Genomic DNA, 12,290 nt, shown 5'->3' on the forward strand with positions numbered 1-12,290 from the left:
GCGGTTCGAACGCTGGTAACACGATTTTCCGCCAGCAAGGGCCGGTGATGCTGCGACAGCATCCGACCTTTGACGGCGTGATATTCTAAGCAAGCAGCGCTCCAGCCAGGCGCCTATTCTTTCTTAGCCTGGAAAAGGACGGGCCAGTCATCGCTGACCACTCCGCTGCAGGCGTCAAGCTCGCTGTAACGCGCGAGCCTGAGACCCTCGCCATCCCATACCCAGTCCGCCGACGTGCCGCAATCGCCAAGGCCGCGACCCTTGGCAAAGGAGTTGAGCGTGACTGAATCGTCCGCGAGGCTGAGATTTGTCGCCGTGCCCGGATAGAAGTCGGTTTTCAGGCCAGGAATATTGAATCGGGCGAGTCGCGGTTTGCCCTCGCCAACGATCCAATAGGTATAGTCGATATTGTAGGCACCGGTTGCATTGCAAACACCCCAAAGTGTCAGCTTGTTGGAAAGCTTGATCGCCATATCCGGAAAATCAGACGTGCAGCCACTGTCGGCGGGTGGTTCTTTGACCCCTTCAGGCCGCTTGGGAAGCGGATCGGGAATTTCCGTGAGCTTCACCGCTCTTACGACGGAGGCCACGGGAAGCGGCAACAGGGCCGATGACGCAGCCGAACCTTTCATTGCAAGGGCGGTTTCCGTACCCACGCGTTTTTGTTCATCGTCGAGATAGAGGAAGGCCGCAGCAGAGCCGGTGAGTGGAATGTCGCACTTCGCGCCCGTTTTTGCGTCCTGTAATATAGTCACACTCATACTGGTCGCGTTGCGCATTGCCTCGATCAGCCCCGCAGCCGCGTCGCCCTCGAGACTGGCGGTAGCCAGCGAGCCGTCGACCGTAGTTTGCAAGGGGTCGGCGGAAACCGTGCCGGTCGTGGCCCCGTTGAGTTCAAGCTTCAGTGTTGATTTTGCTGCATCCGCCCCAATGTCGATGGTGATCGCCACCTTGGGTCTGTCGCCGATACCACCGCCTCGCGTTACCCTAACATAAGCGCTGTCATCATTGTCGGGTGCCATTCCGAGCGCGGTACAGTTGCGCAGATTATCGCAGCCGACGACCCAGCCCTTGAATGACTTGGCCGGTTTTACCTGCGCCGTCGAAGCCAATTGTTCCGGCGTGAGCGGCGGGCTAAGTGGACTGCGCGGCTGGATCGTCATCACCTTGACGTCGACCTTCTTGCAAGCCTTGTCCTGGCAGATGCCATTTATCCAGATTTCGCCCTCGCCGAGCATGATGCCCTGATAGTTGACAAAGAGGTCTTCGTAAGCTTCGGTTGCAGTCGCCGCGACGATCTGCGGCGTCATGATTGCGTTGTAGTTGGCGATGAAATCCTTGGGCGATTTCATCGTTTGCTGCTTCGATCCGACCGTCACCGATATCGGATATGACACCAGCGCAGCGATCGCCGCTGAATCATGATTCTTCAAGGCATTCTGCAATTCGCTGATGAGTTGGCGATACGGAGCGGGATCACCGAGCGCTTCCTGAATCGCCTGATCCGTTGTCTTGCTCTCGGCGGTTGCGAATGAACCCTGCCCCAGCAATGTTACCACAACCAGAGCAGCGAACGCAATTTTCGTCGATCGAACCATCACCGCCTCCGCCAGCTACAACCATTCGTTGTGGTGATTCTCTAGCTTGATTGGAACACGCCCGCAATTGGACTGAGAAAAGCAACGATTTTCTATCTGCGCGTGCGCTGGTCCTTGGCTATTTGTCGTAACATGCTCTGGCTGGCGGTCAACATTTCGAACAGAAATGCAATCAGCGCGCCGATCAGCGCAAAGACCGCTCCTGCAAAGAGCCAGTAGAGTACGTGTTCGCGAAACCCCGATCGTCCAACGGCTCCGCCCAACAGGGAGGCGATTGCCAGGCAAGTCAATACGCCGGCAAGGGTGCCGAGCACCACGGCAATTTCCAAAGCGAGTGTCCGGTATCGTAAATAGCTGAGCTGCGTCAAACGCGCGGCGTTCAGCTCATGATCAGTACCGATCAGGTCCGAAATCTGGTTGACGCGGTCTGAAAGACGGGCGAGGCGCGAGACGAAGGCATTGAGGAAGCCGGCGGTGCCGGCAAGCAGGAAAACAGGCGTGAGCGCCGTTTCCAGCGTATTGACAATTGATACGATGACCGGTGACGACGTGGCATCGACCATAAGCGCTCCCCTCCTAGGCTGCGGCATGAATGAAGGTCATGAAAGGACCATGACCCAATGTGTACAAGCTTGCCGCCGCACCTTACAATACTCACCTCAAAAGGGCGTGGGCAGTACGAGGAAGGCACAATGCCGTCGGATGATCCCTTCGACCTTGCACGATTCGTGGCGGCGCAGGCTTCTGTCTATCAGGAGGCGCTGGCCGAGTTACGGGCCGGGCAAAAGCGCAGCCACTGGATGTGGTTCATTTTTCCGCAGTTACGTGAACTTGGTCGGTCGTCGACCGCCAAATTCTATGGCATATCCTCGCTCGATGAGGCGCGTGCCTATCTGGACCATCCCCTGCTCGGTAGCCGGCTTGCTGAATGCACCAATGCCGTCCTCGCCATTCGCGGGCCGACCTTGCACGAGATATTCGGTTCACCCGACGACATGAAATTTCGCTCGAGCATGACATTGTTCTCACTCGCTGTGGCGCCTGGGAGTCTGTATCACCAGGCCCTTGACTATTGGTGCAAGGGTGTTCCTGATGGAAACACGCTGGCGTTGATGGACCGCGGGAGTGGCGGATAGCTTGCCTTTACATTTATGTCGAGGGGGATTGCGAATGACGTCAAGGATGATCTTAGGGATGTGCGGTGTTGCACGGGTGTTCGTGCCGATCGAGGCTTTTGCAAAGGACGTGAAGTATAAATGCGCTGATGGCTCGCACCTGACCGCAAGCTTCACGCTGCCCGGCGACGGCTTCGGCACCGCCAATCTTGTCTTTTCCGGAAGTGGCGACACCTACACGCTGCCGCAGGCGCTTTCCGCTGACGGCGGCAGGTACGCGGATGAGAACACCGAATTCTGGACCAAGGGCAGGGAGGCGAAACTTACGCGCAATGGCAGCAGCACCACCTGCCAGGAGGAGTAGCATGGACATAGCCTTTGCAGGTCGACAAGAAAGGCAGTCGCCTATTGCATATACCAGCCGTGGCTCACTACCAGAGATTGGCCAGTCAACGCATTGGTTCTTGAGCCGGCGAAGTAGAGCACTGCGTCCGCCACATCGTCGGTCGTGGTAAATTCACCGTCGACAGTATCTTTGAGCATGACTGTCTTGATGACCTGTTCCTCCGTTGTGCCGAGTTCCTTGGCCTGTTCGGGAATCTGCTTTTCGACGAGCGGGGTCCGCACGAATCCGGGGCAGACGACATTGGCGCTGACATTGTGTTCCGCGCCCTCCTTGGCGACTACCTTTGCGAGGCCAATCAGGCCATGTTTGGCAGTCACGTAAGGCGCCTTGAGTTTCGAAGCCTCCTTGGAATGGACCGAGCCCATGTAGATGATGCGCCCGTAATTTGCCGCGTACATGTGCTTGAGGCACGCCTTCGTTGTCAGGAAGGCACCGTCGAGATGGATGATAGGAGCTTCTTCCAGTCGGCAAAGGGAAAATCGACAAGCGGTTTGACGATCTGGATACCGGCATTGCTGACGAGGATGTCGATTTTGCCGTATTTGGCGATCACGTCGGAAATGCCCTTTTCCACTTCGGCTTCATCGGTCACGTTCATCGCAACCGCAAAGGCATCGCCGCCGTTCGCCTTGAACTCCTCGGCGGCGGTGTTTGCCGCGTCGATGTTGAGATCAGCAATCACCGGGGTACCGCCTTCAGCGGCAAAGCGCAGCGCGATCTCCTTGCCGATACCGCTCGCGGCGCCGGTGATGATCGCAATTCTTCCTGTAAAGCGAGACATGCTCAACCTCTTTGCTGTTCGGATATCAATCCTGTTTCAGGTAATCGAAGACGACTTCGCCGAGCCCTAGCGTCAAGTCGGCGATATAGTGGCTTGCCGAGATCACTTCGCGAACCGGAAGGCGGGCCACGTCGCACATCGCATGATCGTAGAGTTGCAACGCGGCCGGACCCGACCAGGCGCCCTTCAAGGTTATGTCCTCGAGATAATAGCGCACCAATTCGCAGATGCGCGGCGAGCAATCGACATGCGGTATGATTTTGATCATGAAGGCAGGTTTGGTGAGCGCCTTCCTCAACGGTTCGAGATCAAGCTCCCTGTGCTTGTAGCCCATGGTTGCGGTGACGCAGAGGACGCTGCCATAGTGCAGTGTGCCGACGATCGTTTCCTGCTGATGACTGATCTTTGGCGTTGCAAGTTTTTTGGGAAAGCCCCAGATCTCGCGGCCGCCGGCAATCGGCGAGTTGTCATCGAGGTACATGGCGTGAACATAGCCGCCCTCCTGGACCTCGCCTGAGGGAGTCTTGAAACGAACCGGAATCACCTGTCCAGTCTCGGTATAATCGCCGAATCCGGTCGAGTCCGGCATGCGGATAAACTCGTAGGCGACAGTATCACCGATGGCGTCAAGAGGTTCGGGCACGACAGCTCTCAATGCGTCGGGATCGGTCCGGTAATTGATGATGACATATTCCCGATTGTAGAATTTGTAAGGCGGCTTAGGATATGCCGGATCGTTGAGCGGCATGGCAAAAGCTTTGGCGCGGACATCTTCAATATTCATGGTTGTGCTCGCTGCTCGTTGGAGGCGGGTTCAATCAGCTAGGCTAGGTCAAACGTGGCGACGCCGTCGGGCGTATCGGGACGCTCCAGCACTTCGGGGTGGCGCAGCGTACGAACCGCGTCGTTGTAACCCGAAGCCCAGTGCTCCTCCATCGTCAGACGGGAGAATTCATAGTCCTTGGATGTTCCCTCATAGGATCGTGCGCGGTAGATCAGCTGCACGATGTTGTAGACGGTTTCGTCAGCCTGCTCGATGAGAAGCTTGGTCTCGTAATCGGCTGCGGCCAACGTCTCTTTTGGCACCATCTTCAACAAGTGCTTGAGCGCCCGGCGCAGGCGCTGTGCCCGCTTGAACTGGTCGGTGGCAGCGCGGGTACGGCTCGAAAAGCGTATTTCCTTCTGGCGCAGTTCGATGCCAACGAGATCGCGTGGAATCTCACCTCTTGCACTCCACAGATCGACCTGGAAAGCCAGCGTATCCTTGCGCGGATAGCTCTCGAGCACCCATTGCAAAGGCGTATTGGAGATCAGTCCGCCGTCCCAGTAATATTCGCCTTCGATCCGCGTCGCCGGGAAACCCGGTGGCAGCGCTCCGCTCGCCATAATGTGGTCGGGCGTAATCAGATGGGTGGTGCTGTCGAAATACTCGAAATTTCCGGAGCGCACATTGACCGCGCCGACGCTAAAACGTGTTCCCCCTTCATTGATCCGGTCAAAATCAACAAGCTGTTCGAGCGTCGCCTTGAGCGGGGCGACATCATAAAAGCTTTCGGCTTCCATGCTTCCGGCGGGTGAGATGAAAGGCGGCAGCGGACGTGGAACGAAAAAGCCGGGCGCGCCGCCCACCATGGTGGCAAATGCTTGTGCCTGATTGACGAAGCCATGGGCCATATCGCCTCTGGCAGCGAGTTTGCCAAGCCACGCCGAAGCGATCGAGGCGACGCCGAGTGGCGGCTCGGTGACCGTTTCCCAGAACTGTCGCAATGCGTCGACGCGCCTCTCCGGCGCATTGCCGGCAATGAGGGCAGAATTGATGGCGCCGATCGAAATGCCGGCCACCCAGTCGGGATGGAGGTCAGATTCAGCGAGCGCTTGATAGACGCCGGCCTGATACGAGCCAAGGGCGCCGCCGCCCTGCAGGAGCAGGGCGATCCGCTCGAAGGGTGGGCGTTTGCTTGTATGGTGAGTCTTTTTTCTGGGCGTGCGATTGACGGTCATGCGGAGTCAATCCGGTTCAACGAGAGGTCGCTTATATCACGCAAGCGGCAAACTTCTGTGACTGCCGCATAGGCTGCCGACATTGGTCCCACAAGACATCTTTGCGATCGACTATATACACGAAATTAAAAGCCGAACAGGCCCGGTCTCGTGAAGGACCGCCTCACGAGTTAACTCTGTGAATGCGGTCAAGCGGGCGTTACATCTTGCCTGCCTGGATCTCCTCCTTGCGCCGCGCCACGTAGGCCTCGAGCGCTTCATCGACACCGGGGTCAAGTGGCGGCTGTTCGTAAGTGCGCAGCAGGTCCTTCCAGATTGCATTGGCCCGATCCGTACCGCTGCGGGCACCGCTTTCAGACCAGTTCTCGAAATTGCGCGAATCAGAAAGCATGGGTTCGTAAAAGGCATTCTCAAAGCGGGCGAGGGTGTGTCCCGTCCCGAAGAAATGACCGCCCGGTCCGACTTCGTTGATGGCGTCCACAGCAAGGCTGTCATCATCGACGAGTATCGGGTCGAGGAAGCTGCGCATCATCTGCAGCATTTCCGCATCAAGAATGAGCTTTTCGAACGAAGCGGTGAGCCCGCCTTCGAGCCAACCCGCTGCATGTTCGATCAGGCTGACGCCGCCCATGATCGTGCTCCACAGGGACATGCCGCTCTCATAGGCCGCCTGCACGTCGACTGTGTTCGAAGCAGTGACGTTCGATGAACGGAAAGGTACGTTATAGCGTCGCGCCAGCTGGCCGGAGGCGATCTGCGCCTTGGCATATTCCGGCGTTCCGAAAGCTGGCGAGCCGGTACGCATATCGACGTTGGACGTGAAGCCGCCATAGAGCACGGGCGCGCCGGCCGAGACCACCTGTGAAAGCGTCATCAAGGCCAAGGCTTCGGCATTCTGCTGGGTCAGGGCGCCGGCGATCGTGACCGGGCTCATGGCGCCTGACAGCGTGAATGGCGTGAGGGCCACCGGCTGACCCGCCAGTGCCATGGCGCAGAGGCCTTCGCCCATCGGTATATCCAGTCGCAGCGGCGAATTGGAGTTGACCACGGTGAGGGTCGCAGGATTGGCACGCAACTCATCGCGCGTCTGGCCAAGCGTAATCGCCAGCATCTCGATTGCATCCTCGACCCGGTAACCGCCGAGCGCCCAGCACTGCCAGTTCTTGTCGGTGAGCCGGATCGCCGCATGGTAGAAATCAAGATGACGCGAATCCGGCGGAAGATCGGTTGGCTCGCACGGGCAGCCACCTTCTTGATGAATCACGTTCAGCTGCTGCACGACCCGTATGTAATCGCACATATCCTCGTAATTGCCGGCGCGCCGGCCGCGGTCGGTATCATGGACGAAGGCGGGACCGCCGGTCGCCGCAAAGATCAGGCTGCCGTCGCCCACCCGCAAATTGCGCGCTGGATTGCGCGCCTGCAGCGTAAAGCTGGAGGGCACGGTCCGGATCGTTTCCTCGACCATCGCCGGATCGAAGCGTACCCGCATGTTGGACATATCGACGTCCGCCCCTGCGGCCTTGAGGAGCGCGCGGCTTTCATCGTGCAGTATCTCGACGCCGGTCTCCGTCAGGAGCCGCAACGAGGCGCGGTGAATGGATTCGATCTCGTCTGCGCTCATGATCGCAATCGGCGGATACCGGTTGGCGACTCCGCCAAACGGCATCTGACGAACTGTTCCCGCGCTGGCTAGGCGGCGCTCGCGCCTGTTCAACATGCTCCGGGCCATAATGCCCTCCTTCCGATGTCGGGTTGTTCCCGAGGGCTATGGATCAGCTCTTGCCGAACCTCGTTACGTCGAGATAACCGTCGGCCATGATGCAGGGCTTGAGGCCGTTGCGTGCGACGGCCGCGAAGGTCTCATGAGTCAGGAAGATGAAGCCGCCGGACTGTTCCATCAGGTCCTGCATCTTCCCGTAGATAACGCCGCGCTTTTCCTTGTCGGTCTCCTTCATGCCATCCTGGTAGAGCTGTTCGAACTCCGGACTGTCGAACTGCGACCAGTTGTAGACGCCGATCTGCGACGGGCGGAACCAGGTGAGGTTTTCTGAAGGATCGACGCCGCCGGCGAAGCTCATCAGCACCATTTCGAGTGTCTTCCAGGTCTCGCCTGAGCTCTTGTCGCCGAGCGTCCAGTAGACGCCATCATCATAGGTCTTGATGTCGACGGTAACGCCGATAGCGCCGAAAACGGCCTGGACGATCTGGCAGGTCAGCTGGCTGGTCTTGTCATTCTGCGCGGCAAGCTCGATCTTCAGGTCGGAAACGCCTGCCTCGTCGAGCAGCGCTTGCGCCTTGGCTGTGTCGGCAGGGTAGAGAATCGCCTCCCGGTGCCCGATCATCGACGGCGGGATGACCCCCGTCGCTGGGGCGGCAAGACCGGCGTAGGATCCGTCCGTGATCTGGGTGACGTCGAGCGCATATTGCAGGGCGCGACGTACTTTCTCGTCGGCAAACTTCGGGTTGCCCAGATTGATTGCAAGCCAGACGAAACGGTTGCCGTTCATCTGGATCAATTCCGATTGGGCCGGAAGCTTTTCGCGGTAGGTAGCGAGCGTATTGAGGCTGATCTTGGTGTATTGCAGCGATTTGGATTCGTAGGCGAGCGCGGCCGAATCGTCATCGGTCACGATCTCGAATCTGATCTTCGCGAATGCCGGAGCGGGACCCTTCCACTTGGGATTTGGGGCAAGCGTGATGTTCTGCTTTGGCACCCATTTCTCGATGACATAAGGTCCGGCGCTTGCGGGAACTTCGGTCGTGAATTTGCCACCGGCCGCCTCGACCGCTTTCTTGCAGACGATATGGCCCATGTAATAGGGCAGGGTCGTCACGTAGAACGGCGCAGACGGCGCCTTCAGATGAATGATTCCGGAGCGCTCTCCCGTCACTTCCACCTTGTCCAGGGCGTCGAAGGCATAGGCCCAGGCGGATTTGTTTGCCGGATCGGCGACGCGTTCGAAGGAGAACTTGGCGTCCTCAGCTGTTATCGGCCCGAAATCCCCTGTCCATTCCAGCCAGTCGTTGAGCTTGAACTCGATTTCCGTCGGCGATTTTTGATTGAGTTCGCTTGCCGCATAAAGCGTCCAGTTCGCCGCGCCGGAACGCACATCGTCGAGCCGGTTCAGCGAGACGAACAGGCAACGTCCGATCTCCTCCTCCAGAAGCCCGTTTTGAAACGCGGGGTCGAGAACTTCGATGTCCGAGGCGCCGCGCACGACCAGCGTGTCGCCCTCGACCGCATAGGAGAGACCCGGCCGCATCGCGAGAGCCGACATGCCGGCCGCGGCCCCGAGGAGGAAGTGTCTGCGATTGAGCGTAACTGCGTTCATTGTTCTGATCCCTCTTTTGTTCTGTTTGGTTGTTATTTATTGGCAGTCTTTGGCATGCGCTGGGGCGGCGGACCAACGACTGTCAGCCGCGGCGTCAGCGGGAAATGGCAAGCCACCTGGTGCTCTGATGTGATTGTTGTCTGAGCCGGCCTTTCCTTGCGGCAGCGATCCTGCGCAAAACCGCAGCGCGTGTGGAATTCGCAGCCGCTTGGCCGCGCCGCGAGGCTAGGCACCTCTCCGATCACCGGCGGCGCTTCACGTCGCTTGGCCGGATTGGGTATCGGCTCGGAATCGAGAAGGGCGCGCGTATAGGGATGGCGCGGAGCACGGAAGATTTCGCGCGCCGGCCCGCTTTCCAGCACGCGCCCGAGGTAAAGGATGACGATTCGGTCCGACACGTGGCGCGCGATCGACAGGTTGTGTGTGATGATTAGGAACGAGGTGTGGAACTCCTCCCGAATGTCGAGGAAGAGGTTGAGAACACCGCCCTGAACCGAAACGTCGAGGCCGGCAGTGGGTTCGTCTGCAACGATCAGACGGGGTACCACCGAAAGCGCCCGCGCCACGGCTGCACGCCTTGCCTGCCCGCCGCTCAGCGCGTGCGGAAACTTCGACAGGAGCTGCTTCGCGAGGCCGGCCTTCCGCGCGAGTTCGTCAATTTCGGCCTCGGCCACACTGCCGCTATGGGCAATGCGGCGAGGTTCGGCCAGTATCGAGCCAATGCGCTGACGCGGATCGAACGATGTCACCGGATCCTGGAAGAGGAGCGACGTTTCGCGCCGGATACGCCGGAAGCTCGCGGCCGAGAAGTCTGGGAGGAGTGCACCGTCAAAGACGATCTGGCCAGAGGACGGGCGGACAAGGCCGAGGAGGGCCCGACCGAAGGTGGTCTTGCCAGAGCCGCTTTCGCCAACCATGCAGACGATCTCTCCGGGTTTGATGGCAACGGAAACGTCGACCAGTATGTCGAGGTTTGGCTTTCTGGAAAAAGACCAGCGCGACGATCCCGGCACAGCGACCGAAAGATTGTTAGCCTCGATCAGCGCCGCTTCCCGCATTATGGCGTACTCCGATGGCATCGTGAGTGGTGAGGCGCATTGCCAGCGCCGACTGCTACCCAGGGTGGGGTGTCGACGCAGCAGCGTTCCAGGACCTGCGGGCAGCATCCGGCAAAACCACAGCCTACCCGGACCGGGCGAGGAACATCGCTGCCGATGACGGGAAGTCGTATCGTTCCCGTTTCGATCAGCGCCGGCTCGCAGGCGAAGAGGGCTTTCGTGTACGGATGACGCGGATCGGCGAAAATGACGTCGACCGGGCCCTCTTCAACGATGCGTCCGGCATACATGACCGCGACGCGGTCGCAGACCTCGGCAATGACCCCGAGGTGGTGCGATATCATCAGGATCGATACGCCCGCCGTACGGCGGATCTCGCGCATGAGGTGCAGGATTTGTGCTTCCATCGTCACGTCGAGCGCCGTCGTTGGTTCATCCGCGACAAGAAGCGATGGACGCATCAGGAGCGCCGCGGCGATGGCGACGCGCTGAAGCATGCCGCCGGAGAGGTGGAACGGATAGGCTTCAAGCCGCGCGGCAGGATCGGGAAGACCGACATCATGCAGCGCCTTGAGGATCATCTGGCGTTTGTCACTCTTTGAAAGGTTTCGTTCGCGCCAGAGGAGATCCATGAGCTGGCGCCCGAGAGTGTGCATCGGGCTGAAGGTCGTCATCGGGTTCTGGAAAATCATTGCCGCCGCGGGACCGCGCAATGCGCGCAAGCTCTGCGCTGGCGCGTCGAGCATGTTCGAGCCGTTCAGGGAAAGCGTCTTCCCCGAGACCTGCGCCGATTCCGGCAGTAGCCCAAGGACCGAATGGGCCAGGGTGGATTTGCCGGAGCCGCTCTCGCCGATAACCCCGACGATTTCGCCGGGCATGACCTTCAGATCAACGCCCACGACAGCGGGAATGATGCCGCCGTAGCTGATGGAAATGTCGGCAAGTTCAAGTACGGGCGCCGGCATGTCCAGATTTGCGGGTGCCGGGCCGGTTGTCATGGCTTGCGCTCCCGTGAAAGCTTCGGGTCGAGTGCATCGCGCAGCGCCTCGCCGAAGAAAGTGAAGCCGATCGTCGCAAGGATGAGGGGCATCCCGCCGGCGATAACAGGAAGGGCGGTCGAGCGGATGACGGAGAACCCGTCGCTCAGGATGTTGCCCCAGCTTGGCACTTGCGGCTTGACGCCAAGTCCGAGAAACGAAAGCCCAGCTTCCAGTGTGATCACCGTCGAGATGTCGAGGCAGGCGAGGATGAGCAGCGGTCCGATGACGTTCGGCAGGAGATGACCGAAAAGTATGCGCGGCGTCGAGGCATTCATCGCCTGCTCCGCCTTGATGAAATCGCGGGATTTGAGGCTCAGCGTCTGGGTGCGCACAAGACGCGCATAGCTCGGGACCGAATAGAGAACGATAACAAGAATGACCGTCGGTATGCCGGGTCCGAGCAGGACCACGATGGCGAGCCCCAGCATGATCATTGGCAGCGAGCTGAGGCTGTCGAAAACAATGATAAGCGCCGCATCGAGCCAGCGCGGGCCGTATCCCGCAATCAGGCCAAGCGGCAACGCCGCAACGAGGGCAATGGACAGGGCAGACATGGCAACCATCATTGCCGTCCGCGTGCCGGCGATCACCCTGGAAAATAGGTCCCTACCCAACTGGTCGGTGCCGAGGATGTGGTTTAGCGACGGATCGGCCAGCCGCTCCTTGACGCTGATTGCGGTCGGACTATAGGGCGCAATCCAAGGCGCGAAGAGCGCAACCAGCAGGATGAGGACGACAAGGGTGAGGCCAATGCCGCCAAGCGGCGTATGGAAGATGTCGGAGACGACGCGGCCCGATCGGCGCAGCCAGCCAGGTTCAGCCGATTGCGATGGTAGGCGGTTGGTGTCTATGCCGATCACCGCCATGTCAGAGTGCGCTCCTCACGCGAGGATCGATCCATGCGGTCACGACATCGGCGATAATCATGCAGGTCACGTAGAGGGTCGACGTGACAA

General features: G+C 59.4%; 11 protein-coding genes and 1 pseudogene. 2 read left to right on the forward strand and 10 right to left on the reverse strand.

Annotated elements, in window-relative coordinates; translation table 11 throughout:
- Positions 1-113: 113 nt before the first annotated feature.
- On the reverse strand, positions 114-1,598 hold the full coding sequence (locus tag AAAB35_RS24140) for a DUF1176 domain-containing protein (protein ID WP_340670837.1): 1,485 nt from the start codon (positions 1,596-1,598) through the stop codon (positions 114-116).
- Between the two features lie 92 nt (positions 1,599-1,690).
- Positions 1,691-2,161: a DUF2721 domain-containing protein gene (locus AAAB35_RS24145; RefSeq protein ID WP_340670838.1), complete on the reverse strand. Its 471-nt coding sequence runs from the start codon at positions 2,159-2,161 to the stop codon at positions 1,691-1,693.
- 129 nt (positions 2,162-2,290) lie between these two features.
- On the opposite strand from AAAB35_RS24145, the gene AAAB35_RS24150 reads away from it, so the two are divergent.
- Both AAAB35_RS24150 and AAAB35_RS24155 read left to right on the forward strand, forming a co-directional pair.
- Positions 2,291-2,734 (forward strand): DUF1810 domain-containing protein, encoded by a 444-nt coding sequence (locus tag AAAB35_RS24150; RefSeq protein ID WP_340670839.1) that lies wholly within the window; start codon positions 2,291-2,293, stop codon positions 2,732-2,734.
- A gap of 34 nt (positions 2,735-2,768) precedes the next feature.
- Positions 2,769-3,077, forward strand: coding sequence for an MliC family protein (locus AAAB35_RS24155; RefSeq protein ID WP_340670840.1), 309 nt, complete (start codon positions 2,769-2,771; stop codon positions 3,075-3,077).
- Positions 3,078-3,118: 41 nt separating this feature from the next.
- Here the strand turns inward: AAAB35_RS24155 and AAAB35_RS24160 are convergent.
- The 8 genes and pseudogenes from AAAB35_RS24160 to AAAB35_RS24195 form a co-directional block, all read right to left on the reverse strand.
- Positions 3,119-3,900, reverse strand: a pseudogene (locus AAAB35_RS24160) (3-hydroxybutyrate dehydrogenase).
- A gap of 25 nt (positions 3,901-3,925) precedes the next feature.
- On the reverse strand, positions 3,926-4,684 hold the full coding sequence (locus tag AAAB35_RS24165; protein ID WP_340670841.1) for an acetoacetate decarboxylase: 759 nt from the start codon (positions 4,682-4,684) through the stop codon (positions 3,926-3,928).
- 38 nt (positions 4,685-4,722) lie between these two features.
- On the reverse strand, positions 4,723-5,901 hold the full coding sequence (locus tag AAAB35_RS24170; RefSeq protein ID WP_340670842.1) for a patatin-like phospholipase family protein: 1,179 nt from the start codon (positions 5,899-5,901) through the stop codon (positions 4,723-4,725).
- A 199-nt stretch (positions 5,902-6,100) separates the two neighbouring features.
- On the reverse strand, positions 6,101-7,633 hold the full coding sequence (locus AAAB35_RS24175) for a trimethylamine methyltransferase family protein (RefSeq protein ID WP_340670843.1): 1,533 nt from the start codon (positions 7,631-7,633) through the stop codon (positions 6,101-6,103).
- Between the two features lie 43 nt (positions 7,634-7,676).
- Positions 7,677-9,236 carry an ABC transporter substrate-binding protein gene (locus tag AAAB35_RS24180; protein WP_340670844.1) on the reverse strand — a complete coding sequence of 520 codons (1,560 nt, stop codon included), beginning with the start codon at positions 9,234-9,236 and terminating at the stop codon, positions 7,677-7,679.
- 32 nt (positions 9,237-9,268) lie between these two features.
- The gene (locus AAAB35_RS24185; RefSeq protein ID WP_340670845.1) at positions 9,269-10,294 is read right to left on the reverse strand and encodes an ABC transporter ATP-binding protein; all 1,026 of its coding nucleotides are present in this window, start codon (positions 10,292-10,294) and stop codon (positions 9,269-9,271) included.
- Positions 10,294-11,292, reverse strand: a complete 999-nt coding sequence (locus AAAB35_RS24190; RefSeq protein WP_340670846.1) for an ABC transporter ATP-binding protein — start codon at positions 11,290-11,292, stop codon at positions 10,294-10,296. Before AAAB35_RS24190 ends, AAAB35_RS24185 begins: the two co-directional genes overlap by 1 nt.
- Positions 11,289-12,200: an ABC transporter permease gene (locus AAAB35_RS24195; RefSeq protein WP_340670847.1), complete on the reverse strand. Its 912-nt coding sequence runs from the start codon at positions 12,198-12,200 to the stop codon at positions 11,289-11,291. The genes AAAB35_RS24190 and AAAB35_RS24195 overlap by 4 nt, the downstream gene beginning before the upstream one ends.
- Between the last annotated feature and the right edge of the window lie 90 nt (positions 12,201-12,290).

Source organism: Phyllobacterium sp., assembly GCF_037994425.1.
In the GTDB taxonomy this organism is placed as follows: Bacteria; Pseudomonadota; Alphaproteobacteria; order Rhizobiales; family Rhizobiaceae; genus Phyllobacterium.